The following is a 22,987-nucleotide window of genomic DNA, read 5'->3' as shown; positions in this document are numbered from 1 at the left end:
GCAAAAGCTTTTTAAATCACCCCTTAAATAAATGTTAAATTTAACTTAAAAATGCTATATTAGCGTATTATTTTCAAAAAAAGGCACAAAATGACTTTAGAATTTGATTTTATTTATAGTGCGGATAATGATATATTTGAGTATTTATTGCGTTTTTATGCAAAAAATTATTCTTATAGTTTAGAAAAACAAAAGGAAAAATACCACTTCATCATCGATTCTAATGAAGAGAGTTTAAAGACTTTTTGCGATTCTTTAAACGGAATGAGTCATAGTGTTTTTTTGAAAAAATTTGATGTAAGAGCGGGACAGGAATTTAGTCCTTGCATACTAGAAGATAAAGAATTTTCAAAGTTTTCTTATATCACGCATTTAAATTCTAGTGTTTATCAAGAAAAAAAGCTTTTGAGTAAAAACGAATGGAATGTGTTTTGTGAGTGTGAATTTTCAAGCGATTTGAGTGAATTTAAAAAAATCGATGAAGAGAATTTTAACCCCCTTTTAGCAGAGGCTTTTGCTTTGCTAAGTCAAGAAAAAAAGCTTTATTTGAAGGATAAAAATGGTATTTATGAATTTTCTTTGTTTAAGAACGAATTTAGGGGAGATTTTTTACTTCCTTGTGATATTAAGGCTATAAATTCAGTCTTTGTCTGTTCTAATGAAAATCTAAAATTTCTTGCAAGTTTAGAAAAACCTTTGATGAAACTAAGGCTTAATGCTATGTTTAGAAAAAATCATAAGCTTGATTTTAATGCTTTTAAAATAAGGCTTGCTAGGGATTTGTTTAGTTTTGCCTTAGGCTTAAAGCTCTTTGAAAATGAATACAAATTTTTAAGCGTCAAAAAAATAGAAGAATACCAAAAAGATTTTTATATCAGTGCCTTAGATGAGCAAGTGGTGGTTTTGGAAGGTTTTGAATTTATCAATGCTAAGGCAAGAGAGCTTATTTTTTCTAAAGAAGATAAAAATATGGCAAGAATTTCTTATCTTTTAAGCCGCTATGAAGAAAAATCCTTTGTCTTGGAGCTTAGTAAAAACTATGAAGATATTTTGCTTATCAACAAAGAGCTTAATCTACTCAAGCTTTCTTTGCCAAAGCACAGCAAAGAGCTTTATGCGGATATAAAAAGCGATAAAACAGGTGCGAAACTTTTAGAAAATTTTGCCAAAGAATTCCCGCTTTTAGATGAAAGTTTTGAGCTTCAAAACAATTTTTATTCACTTTTGTGCTTGGTGGGTAGGGTGCTTAATTTGGGCGAAAATTTACAAAAAGCAGGCGAAGAGCTTTTAAGGATTGCTGATGAGTCTAAAATGCCTCGTGGGGTGAAGATTGATTATCGTTTGAAAGAAGATAAAAGCTTTGATTATACCCGCACCTTGCGTTCGGCGATGAGTTTTATGCTAGCAGGGGTTGATAGTGCTAATATAGCTTATGGGACGGTTGAGAGCTTGGCTTATTTCTTGCGTGATGTTTATGATGAGCTAAGAGAAAAAAAGCAAAGCGACTTAGCGCTTATTAGCGGGTCTTTGTTTAAGCATAAGTCTTTGCTTAAAAATACTTTAAAACATCTTAAAAATTGTCAGTTAAGCGATGTGCCACTTAGGATATAAAATCAAAATTTCAGGCTTGGTTCAAGGCGTGGGCTTTAGACCCTTAGTTTTTGAACTGGCTTTGAAATTTAAATTTTTTGGAGAAGTAAGAAATGATGGTTTTGGAGTGGAAATCATTCTTGCTTGCACGCATAAGCAGTGCGAAGAATTTATAAAAGCATTAAAAGACAAACTTCCACCCCTAGCAAGAATAGACAAGCTCGAATTTGTAAAAACTTCCATACAAAATTACACAAATTTTAGCATAACTCCTTCGCTTTGCAATGCCAAAAGCACGCCTATGCTTAGTGATTTTGCACTTTGTAAGGAATGCAAAAAAGAATTTTTTGATGAAAAAAATCCCCGTTTTTTGTATCCTTTCATCACTTGCACGCATTGTGGTCCGCGTTTTAGCATTATAAAAAGCCTTCCTTATGATAGGGCTAATACCACTATGGCTGATTTTATGATGTGCAAGTTTTGCAAAAGCGAATATGAAGAGCCTTCAAATAGGCGTTTTCACGCCCAGCCCATAAGCTGTCCTAAGTGCAAGATAAGCGTTTTTCTTAAAAATCAAAAAGGAGAAATTTTAGCTCAAGATAAGAAAGCTTTTATACTTTGTGCCAAGCTTTTGCAAGAAGGGAAAATTTTGGCTATTAAGGGTATGGGCGGCTTTCATTTGATGTGTGATGCTTTAAATGAAGAGAGTTTAAAAACTCTAAGACTTAGAAAAAACCGCCCCCACAAGCCCTTTGCTTTGATGTGTAAAGATTTGCAAAGTGCTAAAGAACTTGCCTTTATAGATGAGAGTGAAGCGGCTTTGCTTGGCGGAGTTTTAGCGCCCATTGTGATTTTAAAGGCAAAAAAAAAGCTTCCCTTAATCGCTCCTGATGTAGATAGCTTAGGCATTATGTTAGCTTATACCCCTTTACATCTTTTGCTTTTTGAGTATTTTAAAGGAGTGCTTGTGGCAACGAGTGCGAATTTAAGCGGGGAAAGTATCATTAAAGATGAGCTTAATTTGTGTCAAAAACTTGATGGGGTTTTTGATTTTTATTTGGATTATGATAGGGAAATTTTAAATGCAAGTGATGATAGCATAGCTTATGTAATCAAGGGCGAAACTATGTTTTTACGCACTTCAAGGGGATTAAATCCTTTTTATTTGGAAGGAAAATTTGATAAAAAAGGCTCATTTTTGGCTTTGGGTGCGGAGCTTAAAAATGAATTTGTGATTTTTTATGAAAATAAGCTTTTAATTTCTCCTTATATAGGCGATTTGAAAAGTGTTGATGTGTATGAGAGATTTTTTAAGCTTTTGGAATTTTTTAAACAAAATTATGATTTAAACTTTGATGCTGTGCTTTGCGATAAACACCCCCATTTTTCTTATGTCAAGGACTTTAAAAAGCCTATTAAAATTTCTCATCATTATGCGCATTTTTGTGCGGCTTATTTTGAATATGAAGAAAAATTTGCAAAAGACGAAAAGGCTTTGGCTTTTATATGCGATGGAACAGGCTATGGAGAGGACGCTAAAATTTGGGGCGGGGAAGTTTTTATAGGGAATTTAAAAAAATATAAAAGAATAGCCCATTTTGAGAATTTCACTCTTATCAATAGCGATATTAAAAACATACAAAACTTAGCCTTAAGCTTGATTTGGCATTATAATTTAGAAGAAGAAGCCAAAGAATTTTTAGCAAAAATTCCCAAAATAAAACTTGAAAATCTTAAAAAAATTTATTCGCATTCTAGTTTGCAAACAAGTTCTTTAGGACGCATTATAGATGCTTTTGGAAGTATAGTTTTTGGCTTAGAAAAAAGCTCTTACGAAGCTCAAGTTGGCTTGATGTGTGAAGCTTTGTATGATAAAAATCTCAATTTTTCTTACGAGCTTTTTGTAGAAAAAGATCAGATTGCTTTTAAAAATTTGATTTTAGGAGCTTTGCAAGATGAAAAAAGCAAGGCGGTTACAGGGCTATTTAATGCTTTGGCAAATTTTATCATAGACTTTAGCAAGGATTATGATTTAAAAGTGCTTTTAAGTGGCGGGGTTTTTCAAAACAAAACCTTGCTTGAAATTTTAAAAGCTAAAAATTTTGATTTTTTTGTGCCTTTGAAATATCCTTGTAATGATAGTTCCATAGCCTTAGGTCAAATGGTGCATTTTTTGAAAAAAGAGTGAAAATTTTTAATATTTTTTAATGCTTTTAAGGCTAAAATGAAACAAAAATTATAAAGGAAAGAAAATGTGTAAAGACTGCGGCTGTTCAGCAACTTCAAACCACTCGCACACCCACGAAGAACACCATCACGAAAATCCAAGTTTGAAAGAAGGAAAAACCCTAGAAGTGCTTAGTAAAATTCTAAGTAAAAATGACGAAGAAGCAAGGCACAATAGGTCTCATTTTAACGATGCAGGAGTGCTTTGTATTAATTTAATGAGTTCTCCGGGCAGTGGTAAAACCACGCTTTTAGAAAGCACGGTTAAGGCTTTAAAAGATGAGCTTAAAATCGCCGTGATAGAAGGGGATTTAGAGACCAATAATGACGCAAAAAGAATACAAGCTGTGGGAGCTAAAGCTTATCAAATCACCACAGGACAGAGCTGTCATTTGGATGCTTTTATGGTGCATGAGGCTTTGCATCACTTAGCCATTGATGATGTGGATTTGCTTTTTATAGAAAATGTGGGAAATTTAGTTTGTCCTGCAAGTTATGATTTAGGGGAGCATTTAAATGTGGTTTTGCTATCCGTAACTGAAGGAAGCGATAAACCGCAAAAATACCCTGTGATGTTTAAAAAGGCTGATATAGTTTTAATCACAAAAGCAGATTTAGCCCATCATTTTGACTTTGATATAAAAGAGGCAAGCAAGTTGATTAAGGAGCTAAGTCCTAGAGCTGATATTATCGCACTTGATGCGAAAAATGGCACCAATATGGAGCTTTGGTATAAGATGCTTAAATTCAAAAAGGAGCTTTTTTAATGTGTTTGTCTATACCTTCTGAAATTTTAGAAATCGATGAGTTAAATAATGCCTTAGTGCAAACTTTGGGCGTGAAAAGAAAAGTGAATTTGGATTTGATTAGTGAGCCTTTAAAGCAAGGCGATTATGTCTTAATCCATGTGGGCGTTGCTATGGAAAAAATCGACAAACAAGCCGCACTAGAAAGCATTAAAACCTACCAAGAAATAGTAGAAAAAATGAATAGTGGAGAGATAAAAAGCGATGAGGGGGATTTGGGTTTAAATGAATTTCATCGATGAATTTAGAGACAAGCAAAGCATTTTAGCTTTAAAAAAACTCATAGAACAAGAACTTAAAAATCCCATTAATATTATGGAAATTTGCGGCGGTCATACGCATAGCATTATGAAATACGCCCTGCCTTCCATACTGCCAAAGCAAATTAACTTCATTCACGGACCGGGCTGTCCTGTGTGCGTTATGCCTAGAAACCGCATTGATACAGCTATCAAACTTGCTTCTATGAAAGACACTATTTTTTGCACCTTGGGCGATTTATTAAGAGTGCCGGGGAGTGAAATTTCTTTACTAGATTTAAGAGCTAAGGGAGCTGATGTTAGAGCGCTTTATTCTCCGCTTGAGGTTTTAGGGATTGCTAAAGAAAATTTAAACAAAAATATCATTTTTTTTGCCATAGGTTTTGAAACTACCACGCCTATGAGTGCTTTACTTCTTGAAAAAGTTATAGAAGAGAAATTAAATAATGTTTTTTTTCATATCAATCATATCACGGTTCCAGCACCTGTGGAAGCGATTATGAGTGATGAAAAGGTGCAAATTGATGCCTTTTTAGGTCCTTCTCATGTGAGTGTGATTACAGGTTATGGCGTGTATGAGCCTTTGGCAGCAAAGTTTAAAACCCCTATTGCCGTAAGTGGCTTTGAGCCTGTGGATATTTTAGAAAGTGTGTTAAACATAGTTAGACAAATGAGTGATGGCACATTTAAAGTCTATAACCAATACACAAGAGCCGTGAGTAAAGAAGGCAATGTCAAAGCACAAAATTTAGTCAAAAAATACTTTAGAGTATGTGATTTTGAATTTCGTGGCTTAGGGCTTATCAAAGGGGGCGGCTTAGAATTAAAAGAAGAATTTAGCAGCTTTGATGCGAGTAAGAAATTTGATTGTGCTGTGCAAAGCAAAAATGAAAGCAAGGCTTGTATTTGCGGACAAATTTTAAGGGGTCTAGCCAAGCCTTATGATTGTAAGGTTTTTGCTAAGGTTTGCACTCCGCAAAACCCCATAGGAAGCTGTATGGTCTCAGGCGAAGGAGCCTGTGCGGCGTATTATAAATACTCAAAGGTAAATGCGTGAAAAATATTTCCTTAGCCCACGGGGGTGGTGGAGAAGAAATGAATGCGTTTTTAACCCAGCTTTTTAAAATTTTTGATAATGAAATTTTAAACGCAAATAATGACGCTGCGATTTTGGGAACTTTGGCTTTAAGCACGGATTCTTTTGTTTTAAGTCCTTTGTTTTTAGATGATGAAATCAATATAGGCAAACTTTGTGTTTGTGGCTCTGTTAATGATGTTTTGATGGTAGGAGCAAAGCCTAAATATCTTAGCTTGGGGCTGATTTTAGAAGAAGGCTTTGAAATGGCAAAGCTTGAGAAAATTTTACACAGCATTAAAGAAGAATGCGAAAAATGCGGAGTTTTGTTAGTTTGTGGCGATACTAAGGTCGTGCCAAAGGGTAAGGGCGATGGGCTTTATATCAACACCACAGCCTTAGGCGAAATCATTGCTAAAAAAGAAAGCAAAAATATCAAAGCAGGACTTAGCATACTTCTTTCAGGCGATATTGGAAGGCACGGCGCTAGTGTTTTGATTCAAAGAAATGCTTTAGAAGCGAATATAAAAAGCGATTGTAAGGCTTTGGATAAAGAAGTTTTGGAACTTTTAGAGAAAAATATAAAAGTCGTAGCTATGCGTGATGCCACTCGTGGGGGACTTAGTGCGGTTTTAAACGAATGGGCGAAGCAAAGCGGGAATGATTTTTTGATTTTTGAAGAAAAAATCATCGTTCAAGATGAGGTTTTAGGACTTTGTGAGCTTTTTGGTTATGAAGCGTATGAGCTTGCCAATGAAGGCACTTTCATACTTTGCGTAGAAAAAGAAGATGAGCTAAAAGCCTTAGAAATTCTAAAAAAATACAATGTCAATGCTAGCATTATAGGCGAAGTTTTAGAAGAGAAAAAAGCACGAGTGATTTTACAAAACGCTTATGGGGCAAAACGCTTTTTAGAAGTGCCTAAGGGCGAACTTTTACCAAGAATTTGCTAATGCACGAGCTTAGTATAGTGGAGTCTTTAATAGAGCTTTGTGAAGAAAATGCCTTTCATAATCAAGCTAAGAGTGTGCAAGAAATTTATGTAAAAATTGGGCGTTTAAGTGGGATTGAAGTGGAGCTTTTTACGCGTTGTTTTGAAACTTTTAAGGAAAATTCTAAACTTTGCAAAAACGCTAAACTTTTTATAGAACTTGCCCCTCTTGAAATTTTATGTTTAAATTGTGATAAAACAAGCATTTTAGAAGAAAATGTCTTTAAATGTCCGCATTGTAAAAGTATAGAATATAAAATCACACAAGGCGAGGATTTGCATTTGATGCGACTTGTTATGCAATAGGATAAAAAAATGTTAAAAAATAAATTATTACAAGACTTAGAAGAAGGCTTTGAAACTCTAGGACGGGTTAGAAATTTGGCACAAAATTATGATGAGAAATTGTTTGATTATCTTTTAGAAGAAAGTAAATATAAAGAAGAATTTAAAAATAGATTTTTTCTTTTTAGCAAAAAAGTTTTGGTTTTTAAACTCGATGATTTTTTAAATTTTTTAGAACTTAGAAATTTAGCGGGTAGTTTTACAAGTTATGCCAACAAAATAGGACTTGCAAATAAAGCAAAAGCTTTTTTAAAAACAAATGATGAAGTGGTATTGAATTTTGCTTTTAAAGATGGGGTTATCAAAGGCGGACAAAGCAAGGACGAGCAAAAAAGTCAAGAAATATTTTTTAATGATATTTTAGCTCGTGATGAAAGAGATGTTTTATTTGCTAGGAAAGCTTTAAATTTTTTTGAGCTATACGGGGGGGGGCTTTTAAAAAAAGTTTTAAAAGAGGATTTTAATCTACTTCTAAAGGGCAATAATTTATTAGCCTTACATAGTTTAAAAAAGAAATTTGCAAAACAAGTCAAACTTATCTACATAGACCCACCTTACAATACAGGTAATGACAGCTTTAATTATAATGATAAATTTACTCATTCTACTTGGCTTATTTTTATGAAAAATCGCCTTGAAATTGCTAGGGAATTCTTAAGAGAAGATGGGGTGATATTTATCCAGTGCGATGATAATGAGCAAGCTTATTTAAAAGTGCTATGCGATGAGCTTTTTGGACGGGAGAATTTTGTAGCTTGCGTAGCTGTTAAAATGACCCCTTCAAGCGGCGTGAAAAGACGCTTTGCTAATATCAAATTTATTAAAAACAAAGAATTTATATTAGTTTATAAAAAAAATGAAATTGAGCTTAATCCGCTTTATGATGTGATTAACAATTATGACCCACACTATTCAATTTATTTTGATGGAAAAGAATTTACAACCATTAGTCAAAAAATGAAAGATAGCGGAATTAAATTAAGTGGGATACCTAAAGAATTATATTTTTCTATACCAGAAACAAAACATTTTCTCCAAACACATAAGAATTATGTGTTTAGAGACCATCCGCCAAGCAAATGGTCTCTAAAGGATATAGACAAACAAAAGCCAATTTTTGAAAGAAAAGAAAAACAAAATTCTAGAAATTATGTTTATAAAATTCATAATCCTAGTAATGAAGAAGAATTTGAATTGCTTTTTGACTCAGCAAGTGGCTTTAGACGATTAGAGCCTTTGGAGTGGAAAATGAATGATGAAAATGAAATAATTTCATTACGAGGGGATTTTTGGGATTGTAAATATGATGGCGATATGGGGAATATCAACAAAGAAGCTTTTACGAGCTTTGGGCAAGGACAAAAACCTGAACGATTGATTATGGATATTATAAAAGCTACTACGAACGAGGGCGATTTGGTAATGGACTTTTTTGCAGGAAGTGGGACGACTTTAGCCGTAGCTCATAAGATGAAAAGGCGGTGGATAGGGATTGAACAAATGGACTATATAAAAGATATTACAAAAGAAAGACTTAAAAAAGTCGTTGATGGCGAACAAGGTGGCATTAGCAAGGCAGTGCAGTGGAGTGGGGGTGGAAGTTTTGTTTATGCTGAATTTATGCCACTTAATGCAAGTTATAAAGAAAAAATAGAAAAATCAAAAGATGAAAAAGACTTAGATGGAATTTATCAAGAGCTAAAAACTAAAGCTTTTTTAGATTATAGAGTGGATATAAAAGAATTTTTAAAAGATAAAGAATTTGAGAATTTAAGCTTAGAAAACAAAAAAGAAATTTTAAGACTTGCTTTAGATTCTAATATGGACTATGTTTTGTATGGGGATATAGATGATGAAGAGTTGGGGTTTGATAAGGAGCTAAAGGAGCTTAATCAAAGCTTTTATAAGGATAGCAAAGATGAGTGAAAAGCTAAGTGATGAGCTAAAAAACGCTTTAAAATATGTCAATGTGGAAATACCAAGTTATATCAAAGACAATCTAAGCAAGGAGTTAAGAGCATATCAAAGTAGTGCTTTAAAACATTATCTTTTGCAACGGCAAAATCCACACACAAATCATTTAATGTTTAATATGGCAACAGGAAGTGGGAAAACTCTTATAATGGCTGCTTTAATGCTAGATTGTTACAAAAAAGGATATAGAAATTTTATATTTTTTGTCAATTCTACTTCTATTTTAGAAAAAACCAAAGCCAATTTTGCCGATGTTTATTCAAGTAAATATCTTTTTAAAGAAAATATCATTATAGATTTTAAAAATATAGAAATTAACATCATCTCTAATCTTTTTGAAAGCAAAGACGAAAGTATAAATATCTATTTTACTACTATACAGGCTTTGTTTTCTCTTTTTAAAAATGAAAGAGAAAATTCTTTAAATTTTGAAGATTTAAAAGATAAAAAGCTTGTGTTTTTGGCTGATGAGGCACATCATTTAAATAGCGATACTAAGAACAAAAATGAAAGTGAGACTAAGGAAAATTGGGAAACCATTATAGATAAAGCTTATGAAAGTAATGAGAAGAAGGAAAATTTATTATTTGAATTCAGTGCTACAATTCCGCAAGAAGAGAAGGTCTTAAAAAAATACCAAGATAAAATCATTTATGAATACGCTTTAAGAGAATTTTGTAATGAAGGGTATTCTAAGCGTATATTTTTGGTTAGATATGATAATGATAGTTTAGAATATAGATTTTTAGGAGCTGTGCTTTTAAGTCTTTATAGGGAATTGTTAGCTCAAAAATATGATATTGTTTTAAAACCTGTTGTTTTATTTAAAAGCGAAAGTATAAAGCAGTCTTTGGAAAATCAAGAAAAATTTATAGCTTTCATAGAAAATTTACAAGCTTTGCAAATAGAAAAATTTTATCAAAATATCAATGAAGAAAGTGAATTTTTGAATAAAAGTTTGGAATTTTTTAAAAGAGAATATCAAAATACTTATGCAAATACCCTTGTAAAATTTTTGAAAAATAATTTCAAAACACTTTATATACTCAATACCAATAATGATAAAGAGCTTGAAAAAAATCAAATTTTACTCAATAGCTTGGAAGAAAAAAACAATACAATAAGAATTATTTTTTGTGTAGATAAGCTTAATGAGGGTTGGGATGTTTTAAATCTTTTTGATATAGTCAGACTTGAAGATAAAAAATCAGGTAAAAAAGTAAGCACCAAAGAAGCACAACTCATAGGAAGAGGGGCTAGGTATTATCCTTTTGAAAGTGCTTTGCTTGATTTTGATGAAGAGTTTAAACTAAGAAGAAAATATGATAATAATCTTCAAAACGAGTTAAACGCTTTAGAGAGATTGACTTATCATACTAGAAATGAAGTTGAGTTTATCAAGCAGCTTAATGAAAGTATGCGTAAAGAAGGGTTGTTGGTCGAAGAAGAAAAAACACGCGTGGATTTAATAGTCAATGAAAAAATAAAAGAACTTGTTAAAAATAACAAAATTTATTATGCGAATAATAAAAGAGTTAAAAAGTGTGATTTGAAAAATTTTAGCCTTACAAGAACTGAGATGGAGCAAAAAATAAAAGGCTTGCAAATTCCTTATTTTTCACATTCTATAAAAGAAAGTGAAGAAAAATTTGAAGAACTTAAAGAAGAATATGATTTTCAAAAATTCTCTACTCTTCAACATTTAGCTAATATATATTTTTTAAAGGCTATGAATGTATTGGAGTTTGATTTTAATAAGGTCAATGAAAATTCTGATTTTAAGGGTAAAAAAGATTTTATAGAAAATTGCTTGAAAAATATAGAGGTGTGTTTTTCAAAACGACAAGAATTTAATCCAAGCAATAATCTTGAAATAGCTAAATATATTTTAAAAAATTTTCATTCCCTTAAGCAAAGCATTAAACAAGAATACGAAGTGCTTGATTTTCAAACTCATAAACTGGATATAGCCAATAAAATGGTATTTAAAAATAAGGATAAATTTGAAGAATTGAATTACGAATGGCTTTATCATAAAACCCTTTGTTTTGATAGTAAATTAGAAAAAGATTTTTTAAAATTTGTAGATAGTAGGAAAGGTGATATTGATAAGATATTTTCTAGGTGGTTTATTGTAAGAAATGAAGGTTTTGAAGAATTTAAAATTTATGACAATAGAAAAGATGAGCTAAGTTATGCGATGGGCTTTGAACCTGATTTTGTTTTCTTTGGAAAGAAAAATAAAGATGATGATAATTTTTTAAGCATACAATGCTTTATAGAGACAAAAGGAGAACACTTAGCGGTGGGTAAGGATGCTTGGAAGGAAGAATTTTTAAAAAGTTTATTAAAAGGAAAAGCAATAAGCACTAAGGATAATAAAAAATTAATTCTTCAAGCTTTGCCCTTTTTTATAAAGAAAGATGTTAAGATAAATGATAAATTTATGGAAAGCTTTAATGGTTTTTTAAGCTTTAAGGGCGAGAAAAAAGAAAATTAGCTTTAGCTTTTTAAAATCCTTGCGAGTTTAAGCAAATTTGAAATTAAAAATTCTTTTTTTACGAGTTTAGAATTGGTTTTTAGCTCGTATTCGCTTTTAAGCAAGAGGGTAAAAATTTCTTTGTATTGTTCGATTTTTAAGCTAAAGGCTTGTTGGCTTAAATTTTGTCCCACTTGAGGAGGCGGGGTATAACCCAAAAGCTCTTTAAAATCCACCTTGCCATTAATCTTAGCATAAAGAGCGATTTTAAATAGACGGTAAAAAGAATTGTATAAGGAATTAATCAAAGCGATTTCATTAAAATTATCCAAAATTTTCTCAAGCTCTTTTTTAAAATCTTGTTTTTTTAAAATCTTTTCAAAAAAATCTTCAAAATTCCCTATATTTAGGCTATAACAATACTGCTCTATGGTTTTTTCATCCACGCTTAAGCCGCTAAATTTATTAAGCTCGCTAGCGGCTAAGTATAAATTCTCATCAAAGCTTGTAAAAAGGGTAAATAAAGCATTTTGAGTGATTTCAACCCGAAGTTGTTTAGCCTTTATGCTTAAAAGCTCCACCCCTTCTCTAACCCCATTAGCCTTAAAAAATCTTGCAAAATTAGGAAAAAAAATTTTCTCTATATCGCTTTGTTTAGAGCTTTCATCGTAAAGCTCTAAAAGAAGAAAATTATCCGCATTGTTTTTGCAAAGTTCGACTAAAATTTTCAAATCTTTTGTGGGAATTTTTTTAGAACTTTTAATTTCTAGCAGTTTTTTTTCGCTAAAAAGCGAACCCCCGCTTAAAAAATCACTTGCCACACTAAAATTATATTCTTCAAAAAAAAGCTTTAGGGTCTCATCTGGCTTATATTTTTCTTTTATAAATTCAGCATAAAGCTCATTTTGAAAATTATCCGCTCCATAAAGAAAGAAAAAATTAGGCACACTTCCCTTAGAAAGTAGGGTTTGAAGCTCTTTTCTATACATTTTCTTCCTTTGTAAGTCTTTGGGTAATTTTGGCATAAATTTTTGCCATAATTATATCCGCTTGTATAATCTGCACTTCAACGCTTTGAAACAAATTCACACGCGTATCATAAAGAATAAAATCAGCTCCTTTGATTTCATCATCGAGTTTAGCTATGCAAACTCCATCATTTTGCACCACTAAGGCTTTGAATTTCTTGCCTATATTTTTAGCCGCCCACCTTGCGAATTTCCTATCCATAAAATCAAAAGCAACCTTATCGGCTTCTCTTTCAAGTGTGCTAAGGCTTTCGCAAGTGCTTTGTATGTTTAAAAGCAGATAATTAAAAAGTTTTTCATCATTTTTTTGTTTAGCTTTTAAAAGCCTGTGTAAAATAAGATCAGAATACCTTCTTATAGGGCTTGTAAAGTGCGAGTATTTGTCAAAACCCAAGCCAAAATGCCCTGCATTAAGGCTAGAGTATTCAGCCTTTTTTTGTGCTTTGATGATGAGTTTATCCACTTGTGCTCTTAAATTTAACTCATTGGCTAAGGTTTGTATGTCGCGTATGAGTTCTACAAGATTGGCTTTAAGTTTAACATCAATGCCAAGTTCGCGTAATTCATTTAAAAGTTTAGCTATTTTTCTTGCGTCCGCACTTAAATGGTTTCTAAAAACGCCTGTATCTATAAGCTTGGCAGCGGCTTTATTAGCCAAAAGCATACAATCTTCTATGAGTTGGTGCGAGGGCGTGTCTTTTTCAAAAATAGTGCTTTTAAGACTTAATTTTTCATCTAAAGTCATTCTAAGCTCTTCAGTGCGAAATTCAAAAGCATTTTTAAGACGCATTTTGCGTAAGGCTTGAGTGATGGGATAAAGTTCATAAAGCCACGAGAGTTCTTTTAAAGGCGGCTTTTTAGCCAAAAGCTCATCGACTTCATCGTAGTTAAAACGGCGTTTTGAGTTGATAATACCTTCAAAAAGCTCTTCTTTTATGACTTTAGCTTGTTTATCTAAAGTGATTTTAAAGCAGTAAGCTAAGCGGTCTAAATGGGGCTTTAAGGAGCAAATATTTTCACTTAAAGGGCGAGACAGCATAGGTATAGCAAGATGGGGAAAATAAATTGAAAATCCACGACTCCTAGCTTCCTTATCTATGGCACTATAAGCATAGACATATTCGCTTACATCGGCAATTGCGACATAAAGTTCGCCCTTTTGTGCGTCAAAATAAATCGCATCATCAAAGTCTTTTGCGTGAATAGGGTCTATGGTGCAAAAAGGCAAAGCTCTTAAATCCCTGCGATTTTCATACATACTTACATCCACACTATCGCCATTAGCTAGGGCTTCTTGGATACAAGTGGGGCTAAATTCGCTGTTTTTGTTGAAAAGGGCTAAAGAAATTTTTTCATCCACGCTTTCATCATCTATATGTCCTAAAACTTCTATGATATTGTTATTTTCATTTTCGATTTTTAAAATTGTTCCTAAAGGCAAAGCTTTTAAGGATTTTTGAGAGGCTTTTAAGGCTGTGCTAAGTCCTGTTTTGATATTCATTCCTAGCACAGCTTCGCCGTATTTTTGAGTGATGACTAAGGAAGTTTCATGGGCTCTTTTTAGAACTAAAACCACTTTCGCACTCGGGCGTTTTTTCTTCAAAGGAAGGAGTTTTACCGCAACTAAGTCCTTATAATTTGCCCCTTTTAAATTCTTATTTTCTATTAAAAGGTCTTTTTTAAAACTCTCATCAAAGCATTTTACAAAGCCCGTGCCCCGGGCTGAAATATCAAGCACTCCAAAGGCAAAGCCGTTGTTAAGATAGTATTTGTTTTTATGCTCTTTGATGATACGATTGGCTAAGAGTTCTCTTAAAATTTGCTTAAGTTCATTGTTAATTTCATGGGCATTTACGCCATAATTTAAATGATTTAAAAATTCTTTCACTTTCAATGCTTTATAAGTTTTTATAAAATTCTTACATAAAGTTTATAAAAAAAATATGAAATTTATACTTTAAATTGCTATAATGTTGCCTTTAATTTAAATTTTTCAAGGAGTGTTTATGGCTATTGTGGTGTATTATGATAAAGATTGTGATTTAAATTTGATTAAGTCAAAAAAAGTAGCGATTATAGGTTTTGGGTCGCAAGGACACGCGCATGCGATGAATTTAAGAGATAATGGGGTTGAAGTGCTTATAGGACTTCGCGAAGGTAGTACAAGTGCTGCTAAAGCGAAAAATGCGGGCTTTGAAGTGATGAGTGTAAGTGAAGCTTCAAAAAAGGCAGATTTGATTATGATACTAGCTCCTGATGAAATTCAAGCTGATATTTTTAATGCTGAAATAAAACCCAATTTAAGCGAAGGCAAAGCTTTAGCTTTTGCACACGGCTTTAATATCCACTATGGGCAAATTGTCGCTCCAAAAGGCGTTGATGTGATTATGATAGCACCTAAAGCACCCGGACACACGGTAAGAAATGAATTTACCCTAGGCGGTGGAACTCCTTGTTTGATAGCCATTCATCAAGATGAAAGTAAAAATGCTAAAAATTTGGCTTTAAGTTATGCAAGTGCCATTGGGGGCGGACGCACAGGTATTATAGAAACGAGTTTCAAAGCCGAGACAGAAACAGACCTTTTTGGCGAACAAGCCGTGCTTTGTGGGGGGCTTAGTGCTTTAATTCAAGCAGGATTTGAAACCTTAGTCGAAGCAGGATATGAGCCTGAGATGGCTTATTTTGAGTGTTTGCACGAGATGAAGCTTATTGTGGATTTGATTTATCAAGGAGGCATTGCGGATATGCGTTATTCTATTTCAAATACAGCAGAATACGGCGATTATATCACAGGAGCTAAAATCATTACCGAAGAGACTAAAAAAGCGATGAAAGCTGTTTTAAAAGATATACAAAATGGGGTTTTTGCTAAAGATTTTATACTAGAACGCCGCGGTGGCTTTGCAAGAATGCACGCAGAGCGTAAAAATATGAATGATTCTTTGATAGAAAAAACAGGACGCAATTTGCGTGCGATGATGCCTTGGATTAGTGCTAAAAAACTAGTAGATAAAGACAAGAACTAAGCCTTGTCAAAGAAAAAATTAGTTCAAATTGAACGCTATTTAATCATAGCTATACTTTTTTTGCTTTGTATAGCTTTGGCTTTGGGAATTTTAGTGAAATATCAAAATTCCCAAAATACAAGTTCTAGTGTGGAAGTTCTTAGGGAGCAAAATTTAACTAGTAAAGAACAAAATGAGCCTAATATTTTTAAAGAAAATGAATGGATTGAAAATAATCAAAGCATTTTAGAGCAGAAAATGCAAGAAGCTTTAAGCTTAAATGAGCAAAATTTAAGCCTTGCAGAGCAAAATTTAACTTTTATGGAAGAGAATTTAAGCAAGAAACAAAATGTAATTTTTGCAGAAGAAAATTTAACTAAAGAGCAAAGCTCAAACCCGCAAGAAAATGTTGGGGCTATCAAAACTTCCAAGCCAAAACTTGCCATTATCATTGATGATATAGCAAATGCAAGTCAGGTTAGGGGTCTAAAGGCTTTAAATTTAAAGCTTAATCCTTCTTTTTTCCCATCCGATAAAAATCACAGCCAAACGCCAAAACTTGCTTCGCAGTTTGATTTTTATATGGTGCATTTGCCTTTAGCAGCATTAAATTATAATAAACCTGAGCTTGATACCTTAAATCCAAGCGATAGTAAGGAAAAAATTTTAAAAAAAATCAAAGAAATCAAAAAAGATTTTAAGGATTTAAAATTTATCAATAACCACACAGGAAGCTTATTTACAAGCAATGAAGAGGCGATGAGAAAGCTTTATGAGGTTTTGAAAAGTCAAAATATATTTTTTGTGGATTCTAAGACCATAGGAAATTCTAAGGCAAGTAAGGTGGCCGGTGAATTGAATATGCCTTACATACAAAGGGATATTTTTTTGGATAATGAAGATGAGCTAGCTTATATCAAAAAGCAAATTCAAAGTGCGGTAAAACTCGCACAAAAAAAAGGTTTTGCCATCGCCATAGCCCATCCAAAGAAAAATACTTTCAAGGCTTTAGAGCAAAGTAAGGATTTGTTACAAGGTGTGGAGCTTGTGTATTTGAGTGAAATTTATGGCAAGTGAAATTTTGCCTGATGAATTTTTAGAGCTTTTTAAGGATTTAAAAAAGCTTCCTAAAAAATTATTTTATAAGGGAAATTTATCTTTATTAAAACAAGACAAAATCGCCATTATAGGCTCAAGGCGTATGAGTGTTTATACGAAAAATTGTGTTTTTTCTTTGGCTAGTATGCTTAAAAATGCCAAGCTTTGCGTAGTAAGCGGGGGTGCTTTGGGCGTGGATATTACCGCAAGTAGCGGGGCTATGCCAAATACCATAGCTATTTTTGCTAATGGTTTGGGGCAAATTTATCCAAAAAGCAATGAAAAAACCATCAAGCAAATTTATGAAAAAGCTTTGGCTTTGAGTGAATATGATGATGATTATTTGCCAAAAAATTATGATTTTTTGTTGAGAAATCGCTTGATTATTGCCTTAGCTAAAGCCGTTGTAATCGCACAAGCTGATGTTAAAAGTGGCTCTATGCAAAGTGCAAAATTGGCTTTAGAACTTAATAAGCCCTTGTATGTTTTGCCCCAAAGACTAAATGAAAGCACGGGGACTAATTTGCTTTTAAAAGAAAACAAAGCAAAATTAATTTGTGATTTTAAAGATTTTGTGAGTGAATTTGCAAGTGTAGAGACAAAAGAAGATGAAATTTTGGAGTTTTGTAAAAAAGGCGTGAGTGTGGATGAGGCTTTGAAAATTTACGGACAAAAAATTTATGAGTATGAATTGGAGGGAAAAATTTCTATAGAAGGACTTTTTATAAGGGTGTTAGTATGAGAGCTTTGGCTTTAGATGTGGGTTTAAAACGCATAGGCGTAGCACTTTGCGTGGATAATATCGCCTTGCCCTTAGCTGCGATTTTAAGAAAGAATCGCAATCAAGCCGCTTTAGAAGTTAAAAATTTGCTTGGATATTATGATATTTCTTTGCTTATCGTAGGCATTCCTAAGGGGGGTTCTAGCGAAGAAGAAATGTCAAAACGCATTAAACATTTTGTATCTTTGCTGGACTTTGATAAGGAAATTCGCTTTGTAGATGAAAGTGGGACAAGTAAAGAGGCTTTGGAATTAGCTGTGGTAAAGTCGCGAAAGAAAGATGGGAAATTAGACTCCCTAGCGGCTTTGATTATGATAAAGGACTATTTTGCTCTCTAGAATCAAGAGCCTTTATACCCCGTGCGAATGGGAGCAAATTTTAAGCTCTTTTCACACACAAAAAAAGGTCTGTGTATTTTTAAATGCCTTAAAATCGGGTGCTAAGGATTTAGAAGAAGAATTTTTAGGGCAGGGTTTGGAATTTAGAAAAATCAACGCTTATTGTTATTTGTTTAAGGCACAAGATAAAAGCATTTTAAGCTCTATGAAGGCTTTTGGTGAATTTAAATTTTATATACAAAATTATTCTTCTTATCTGTGTGCTTTAAATTTAGAAGTCAAAGCGGGGCAAAGTGTGCTTGATTTGTGTGCAGCTCCGGGTGGTAAAAGTATTAATCTTGCCAATTTTATGCAAAATACAGGCTATTTAGCTTGCAATGAGCTAAGCAAGGATAGATTTTTTACTTTGCAAAAAAATCTTAAAAATTATGGTGTGAATGCTAAAATTTTTATGAAAGATGGTAAAAATATAGGCAAGTTATGTCCTTTGAAATTTGATAAAATCTTGCTGGATGCCCCTTGCTCGACCTTTGCTAAAATAGGTTTTGATTTGGAAAAAAGTTATAAAGAAATCAAAAATCTTGCTAAAACTCAAAAAAAACTTTTGCATTCTGCCTTAAAGGCTTTAAAAATAGGCGGGGAACTTGTGTATAGCACTTGCACCTTCACTAGGGAAGAAAATGAAGAAGTGATAGAAAATGCTTTAAAAAGCGAGTTTAAGCTAGAACTTTTAGATATTGATTTAGAAAATGTCAAGGCTAAAGCAGGGCAAAGCGAAAATTTTGCTGAAATTTCAAAATGCAGACGGATTTTGCCAAGTGCTGATTATGATGGATTTTTCATAGCCAAGCTTAGAAAATGCTCTTAAAAGCGAACTTATTCACATCAAAAAGCAAATTCACAAAAAAACTTAAAAAACAATAAATATTTTTTTGCTTATTTTAAAGCTTAAAGTGCTATTTTTCAGTGCTTTGAAAAGAAAATCACAGCGTGAAAAGGCTGTGAATAAAGTTGAAATTTTTTAAAGCTTAAAAAGATGAAATCACTCAGCTTGTATTTTTTGGAGTTTTGGCACAATGACAGCTTGGCAGTATGCTTGATTAGGATTTTTTGCAAAATAATGCTGATGATAAGGCTCTGCTTTGTAATAGCTTTCTAGTTTGGAAATTTGGGTTACTATCTTTTTATCAAAGCTTTTTTGCTTTTCTTCAATGAATTTTTCAATCAAAATTCTATCTTCTTCGCTTTCATAAAAAATCACAGAGCGGTATTGTATGCCAATATCCGCGCCTTGTTTATCCCAGCTTGTGGGATCATGAATTTTAAAAAAGAGTGTTAAAATTTCAAGCAGGGAGCTTTGTGTTTCATCATACTCAAGCCTTACAACTTCTATATTGCCATCGTTCTTACACACGCTTTCATAGCTAGGATTTGCTTTTCCACCGCTATAACCCACTTCAGTAGAGCTTATGCCTTTTGCACGCTCAAATACAGCTTCAACGCACCAAAAACAACCCCCACCTAAAATAATGCTTTTCATTAAATTTCCTTCAAAAAGCCCTTAAAAGAGCTTTTATTTGTAGTTTTTTACCGCTTTTTCTAAAATTTCAATGGCAGCTTTTTCATCTTTGAAATCTTGAACTTTAACCCATTTATTTGGCTCTAAAATTTTATAAGTTTCAAAGAAATTTTTGATTTTATTTAAAGTGGCTTGTGGCAAATCGGTGTAGGTTTTTATATTGTCATATCTTGCGTCTATTTTTGAATGAGGAACAGCCAAAAGCTTTTCATCCATTCCGCTTTCATCTTCCATAATCAAAACGCCGATTAAGCGGCAAGGAACCACAGCTCCAGCTTGAACAGGATATTCGTTTAAGAGTAAAACATCTACAGGATCACCATCATCGGCTAGGGTATTTGGGATAAAGCCATAGTTTGCAGGATAAAACATCGCACTAGCCATCATTCTATCGACAAATATAGCACCGCTATCTTTGTCAATTTCGTATTTGATATTTGAGCCGTATGGAATTTCGATTACGGCATTGATTTTGTTTGGAATAGTTCCTATTTTGATTTTACTTAAATCCATTTTTTCTCCTTTATTTAATGTAATTTTTATTAAGATAATTTACAATTTTCCTAGCACTTTCTTCTAGGGTGTTAAGGGCTGAACCGCCAAGCACTCCCATTTTCATTTCAGCACTCACTTCAAATTCTCCTATCTTTTCATTTTTAGAATTTTCCAATTCTATTTTAATTGTAGATGTTGCAGCACCTGCTCCAAAGCCTACCATATATCTTGCAAAGCGATTGCCTTCATCATAGTCTAAGATTTTACACTTGATGATTAAATCCCTACCATAAATATTATTTAGCTTTAATTGCTGAGTGATTTGTTGCTCCAAATACTGCTCTTCATTGCTTTTTCCACATTGTGCGTAAGCATATAAAAATTCTTTTTGAATTTCGCCTTGAGTTTGAATGTTTTGAATTTGACTTGTGCTACAAGCGGTCAGTAAGACCCCCCCCCACAGCAAGTGTAAATAATAAATTTTTTTTCATTGTGTCTCCTTTTAAATTAAGTTATATGCTTTGAATTTTTTTAATCAGTTCTTTCATATCTGCAACGATAGGCTCTATGGTGCGTTCTCCATCGATGATGAAATGAAGTTTTTTCTTTTGATAAAAGTCTAAAATTTCATTTAAAGGTTCGGTATAAACTTTCATTCTGTTATTAAACACTTCTTCATTATCATCTACGCCGCGATTTCTACCCAAAACCCTATCTTTTGCGACTTGTTCGCTTACCCTTACTTCTATGACAGCTTTAAGACAGATTTCGTTTTGTGTGTTTAAAACCTTGTCAAATTCCATCATTTGCTCTACGCTTCTTGGATAACCATCTATGATAATGGTTTTTGTAGGAGCAGCTTTAAGAGCCGAAACTATAGTATTTACAACCACATCTAAAGGAACAAGATTGCCCTTAGAGATAAAGCTATCTATGGTTTTTCCAAGCTCACTTCCACTCGCCACTTCAGCCCTTAAAAGGTCCCCTGTGGAATAATGCGTGATATTTGCCATATCCGCTTGTGCGATTAAGCTTGCATCGGTAGTTTTTCCACTTCCGGGTGCGCCTATGATTAAAAACAATTCTTTCATTTTATATTCTCCCTTAGTTTGATTCCTAGTTCTCTCATTGCTTCGTTGCTAGCAGGTGACGGGGCAGCTGTCATTAGACACTGCGCTCTTTGTGTTTTTGGGAAGGCTATCACTTCTCTTATGCTATTTGCCCCCGTTACTAGCATAATAAGTCTATCAAGACCTATGGCAATACCCCCGTGCGGTGGGGCACCAAAGCTTAAAGCATCAAGTAAGAAGCCGAATTTTTCTTTTTGTTCTTTTTCATTGATATTTAAAAGTTTAAATACTTTTTGCTGAATGTCATTTTTATGAATTCTTATACTACCCCCTCCAAGCTCAATGCCATTTAATACGACATCATAAGCGATAGAGCTAATGTCTTCTAAATCATTGGCTTCAATGTTTTTTGGCATAGTAAAGGGATGGTGCATGGCTGAATAACTTCCATCATCGTTTTGCTCAAACATAGGAAAATCAACTACCCATAAGAATTCTAAGGCATTTGAATCTATAAGATTTAACTCATTGGCTAAGAAAATTCTAAATCTTCCCATATAATCAAGCACGGTTTTCTTAGCTCCCGCACCAAAAAATACCACATCTCCTACTTCAAGCTCACAACGCTTACTTAGGGCATTTAAGTCCTCTTCACTAAAGAATTTACAAAGCGGACCCTTGAGTGCGTCTTCTTTAACCTGTATGAAAGCCAAGCCTTCCGCACCAAATTGACGCACAAATTCTTCAAATCTTTGCATTTGTCTTTTTGAAAAGAGCGTATCGCCCTTTGGAACGCGTAAGGCTTTGATACGATTTTTCTTTGTATCTTTGGCAATATTTGCGAAAATTTCATTATTTGATTTGGCAAAAATATCAATCACATCGATGAGTTTAAGCTCAAATCTCAAATCCGGTTTATCAGAACCATAGCACTCCATCGCTTGGCTATAAGGCATTTGTCTAAAAGGAGTTTGAATTTCCTTACCGCAAGCTTTGAAAATATCTTTTAAAAAAGTTTCAGCTACGGCTATGATGTCTTTTTGCTCGCAAAAACTCATTTCAACATCAATTTGTGTGAATTCAGGTTGGCGGTCTGCTCTTAAATCTTCATCTCTAAAGCATTTTGCGATTTGAAAATAACGCTCAAAGCCACTGCACATTAAAAGTTGCTTAAAAAGCTGAGGGCTTTGTGGAAGAGCGTAAAATTCACCCCTATGCACACGAGAAGGCACAAGATAATCCCTTGCACCCTCAGGAGTAGCCTTAGTAAGAATAGGGGTTTCAACTTCTAAAAAACCCATATTTGCCAAAGAATTTCTAGCCGCTATACAAGCTTTAGAACGCAAGGCAAAATTTTCATAAAGTTTAGGATTTCTTAAATCTAAAAAGCGGTATTTTAAACGCAATTCTTCATTCACGCTTTCATCAGCGATAGCAAAAGGAGGCACAAGGCTTTCGTTTTCTATTATAAGTTGGGAAACTACAACTTCAATTTCGCCTGTTTTTAATTTAGGATTTGCAAGTCCTTCGCCGCGTGGGCGTATAGTGCCTTTGGCAATAAGCACAAATTCATTCCTTGCACTAGAGGCTATTTCGTGGGCTTCTTTGCTGTCTTTTGGGTCGCAAACAAGTTGGATAATCCCACTTCTATCCCTTAAGTCTATAAAAATAACCCCACCATGGTCGCGGTAGCTATTGACCCAACCACAAAGTTTAACGCTTTGACCTATATGAGAAATCCCTAAGTCTGTATTATAATGACTTCGCAAATTCATTCCTTGAAAAAGATTTTTTTAAGATAAAAACGAAATTATAGTATTTTTATTCTTTTGCTTTGCTAAGAT

At 33.5% G+C, this 22,987-nt stretch carries 21 protein-coding genes; 14 read left to right on the top strand and 7 right to left on the bottom strand.

All coding sequences use genetic code 11. From position 1 onward, the window contains the following. Positions 1–90: 90 nt before the first annotated feature. The 9 genes from ACLL8X_RS02225 (at position 91) to ACLL8X_RS02185 (ending at position 11,767) form a co-directional block, all read left to right on the top strand. On the top strand, positions 91–1,611 hold the full coding sequence (locus tag ACLL8X_RS02225; protein ID WP_411989330.1) for a hypothetical protein: 1,521 nt from the start codon (positions 91–93) through the stop codon (positions 1,609–1,611). After that, positions 1,592–3,778 (top strand): carbamoyltransferase HypF, encoded by a 2,187-nt coding sequence (gene hypF / locus ACLL8X_RS02220; protein WP_411989329.1) that lies wholly within the window; start codon positions 1,592–1,594, stop codon positions 3,776–3,778. The genes ACLL8X_RS02225 and hypF overlap by 20 nt, the downstream gene beginning before the upstream one ends. A 64-nt stretch (positions 3,779–3,842) precedes the next feature. Next, the gene (hypB, locus tag ACLL8X_RS02215; protein WP_411989328.1) at positions 3,843–4,583 is read left to right on the top strand and encodes a hydrogenase nickel incorporation protein HypB; all 741 of its coding nucleotides are present in this window, start codon (positions 3,843–3,845) and stop codon (positions 4,581–4,583) included. Beyond that, a complete protein-coding gene (locus ACLL8X_RS02210) occupies positions 4,583–4,864 on the top strand; it encodes a HypC/HybG/HupF family hydrogenase formation chaperone (RefSeq protein ID WP_411989327.1) in 282 nt (93 codons plus the stop codon). The genes hypB and ACLL8X_RS02210 overlap by 1 nt, the downstream gene beginning before the upstream one ends. Continuing rightward, positions 4,848–5,939 (top strand): hydrogenase formation protein HypD, encoded by a 1,092-nt coding sequence (gene hypD, locus ACLL8X_RS02205; RefSeq protein ID WP_411989326.1) that lies wholly within the window; start codon positions 4,848–4,850, stop codon positions 5,937–5,939. The genes ACLL8X_RS02210 and hypD overlap by 17 nt, the downstream gene beginning before the upstream one ends. After that, on the top strand, positions 5,936–6,910 hold the full coding sequence (hypE, locus tag ACLL8X_RS02200) for a hydrogenase expression/formation protein HypE (RefSeq protein WP_411989325.1): 975 nt from the start codon (positions 5,936–5,938) through the stop codon (positions 6,908–6,910). The genes hypD and hypE overlap by 4 nt, the downstream gene beginning before the upstream one ends. Further along, positions 6,910–7,254 carry a hydrogenase maturation nickel metallochaperone HypA gene (hypA, locus tag ACLL8X_RS02195; protein ID WP_411989324.1) on the top strand — a complete coding sequence of 115 codons (345 nt, stop codon included), beginning with the start codon at positions 6,910–6,912 and terminating at the stop codon, positions 7,252–7,254. The genes hypE and hypA overlap by 1 nt, the downstream gene beginning before the upstream one ends. Before the next feature lie 9 nt (positions 7,255–7,263). Next, positions 7,264–9,219: a site-specific DNA-methyltransferase gene (locus tag ACLL8X_RS02190; RefSeq protein WP_411989323.1), complete on the top strand. Its 1,956-nt coding sequence runs from the start codon at positions 7,264–7,266 to the stop codon at positions 9,217–9,219. Then, a complete protein-coding gene (locus ACLL8X_RS02185) occupies positions 9,212–11,767 on the top strand; it encodes a DEAD/DEAH box helicase family protein (protein ID WP_411989322.1) in 2,556 nt (851 codons plus the stop codon). The genes ACLL8X_RS02190 and ACLL8X_RS02185 overlap by 8 nt, the downstream gene beginning before the upstream one ends. Before the next feature lie 2 nt (positions 11,768–11,769). Here the strand turns inward: ACLL8X_RS02185 and ACLL8X_RS02180 are convergent, their stop codons facing one another. Beyond that, positions 11,770–12,735, bottom strand: a complete 966-nt coding sequence (locus tag ACLL8X_RS02180) for a DNA polymerase III subunit delta (RefSeq protein WP_411989321.1) — start codon at positions 12,733–12,735, stop codon at positions 11,770–11,772. After that, the gene (locus ACLL8X_RS02175; protein WP_411989320.1) at positions 12,728–14,662 is read right to left on the bottom strand and encodes an RNB domain-containing ribonuclease; all 1,935 of its coding nucleotides are present in this window, start codon (positions 14,660–14,662) and stop codon (positions 12,728–12,730) included. The genes ACLL8X_RS02180 and ACLL8X_RS02175 overlap by 8 nt, the downstream gene beginning before the upstream one ends. Before the next feature lie 118 nt (positions 14,663–14,780). Between ACLL8X_RS02175 and ilvC the strand changes: the two genes are divergently transcribed. Genes ilvC through ACLL8X_RS02150 form a run of 5 tightly spaced genes read left to right on the top strand, consistent with a single transcriptional unit; the run spans position 14,781 to position 18,867 of the window. After that, positions 14,781–15,803: a ketol-acid reductoisomerase gene (ilvC, locus tag ACLL8X_RS02170; RefSeq protein ID WP_411989319.1), complete on the top strand. Its 1,023-nt coding sequence runs from the start codon at positions 14,781–14,783 to the stop codon at positions 15,801–15,803. 3 nt (positions 15,804–15,806) lie between these two features. Continuing rightward, a complete protein-coding gene (locus ACLL8X_RS02165; RefSeq protein WP_411989318.1) occupies positions 15,807–16,859 on the top strand; it encodes a divergent polysaccharide deacetylase family protein in 1,053 nt (350 codons plus the stop codon). Further along, positions 16,849–17,622 (top strand): DNA-processing protein DprA, encoded by a 774-nt coding sequence (locus tag ACLL8X_RS02160; RefSeq protein WP_411989317.1) that lies wholly within the window; start codon positions 16,849–16,851, stop codon positions 17,620–17,622. Before ACLL8X_RS02165 ends, ACLL8X_RS02160 begins: the two co-directional genes overlap by 11 nt. Then, on the top strand, positions 17,619–17,999 hold the full coding sequence (gene ruvX, locus ACLL8X_RS02155; protein ID WP_411989316.1) for a Holliday junction resolvase RuvX: 381 nt from the start codon (positions 17,619–17,621) through the stop codon (positions 17,997–17,999). The genes ACLL8X_RS02160 and ruvX overlap by 4 nt, the downstream gene beginning before the upstream one ends. Then, entirely contained in the window at positions 17,989–18,867 is an 879-nt protein-coding gene (locus ACLL8X_RS02150; RefSeq protein ID WP_411989315.1) for an RsmB/NOP family class I SAM-dependent RNA methyltransferase, read from the top strand. Before ruvX ends, ACLL8X_RS02150 begins: the two co-directional genes overlap by 11 nt. A gap of 174 nt (positions 18,868–19,041) precedes the next feature. Here the strand turns inward: ACLL8X_RS02150 and msrA are convergent, their stop codons facing one another. The 5 genes from msrA to aspS are packed head-to-tail and all read right to left on the bottom strand — an operon-like array spanning position 19,042 to position 22,912. Further along, on the bottom strand, positions 19,042–19,539 hold the full coding sequence (gene msrA, locus ACLL8X_RS02145) for a peptide-methionine (S)-S-oxide reductase MsrA (protein ID WP_411989314.1): 498 nt from the start codon (positions 19,537–19,539) through the stop codon (positions 19,042–19,044). 33 nt (positions 19,540–19,572) lie between these two features. Further along, positions 19,573–20,091 carry an inorganic diphosphatase gene (gene ppa, locus ACLL8X_RS02140; RefSeq protein ID WP_411989313.1) on the bottom strand — a complete coding sequence of 173 codons (519 nt, stop codon included), beginning with the start codon at positions 20,089–20,091 and terminating at the stop codon, positions 19,573–19,575. A gap of 10 nt (positions 20,092–20,101) precedes the next feature. Beyond that, on the bottom strand, positions 20,102–20,539 hold the full coding sequence (locus ACLL8X_RS02135) for a DUF4410 domain-containing protein (protein ID WP_411989312.1): 438 nt from the start codon (positions 20,537–20,539) through the stop codon (positions 20,102–20,104). Positions 20,540–20,585: 46 nt separating this feature from the next. Continuing rightward, the gene (locus ACLL8X_RS02130; RefSeq protein ID WP_411989311.1) at positions 20,586–21,164 is read right to left on the bottom strand and encodes an adenylate kinase; all 579 of its coding nucleotides are present in this window, start codon (positions 21,162–21,164) and stop codon (positions 20,586–20,588) included. Then, a complete protein-coding gene (gene aspS / locus ACLL8X_RS02125) occupies positions 21,161–22,912 on the bottom strand; it encodes an aspartate--tRNA ligase (protein WP_411989310.1) in 1,752 nt (583 codons plus the stop codon). The genes ACLL8X_RS02130 and aspS overlap by 4 nt, the downstream gene beginning before the upstream one ends. Positions 22,913–22,987: the final 75 nt, after the last annotated feature.

The sequence above is a fragment of the Campylobacter parajejuni genome (genome assembly GCF_046764905.1).
Classification (GTDB): Bacteria; Campylobacterota; Campylobacteria; order Campylobacterales; family Campylobacteraceae; genus Campylobacter_D.
The sequence above is the reverse complement of the archived record's forward strand: the minus strand, read 5'-3'. Positions and strand labels throughout refer to the sequence as shown.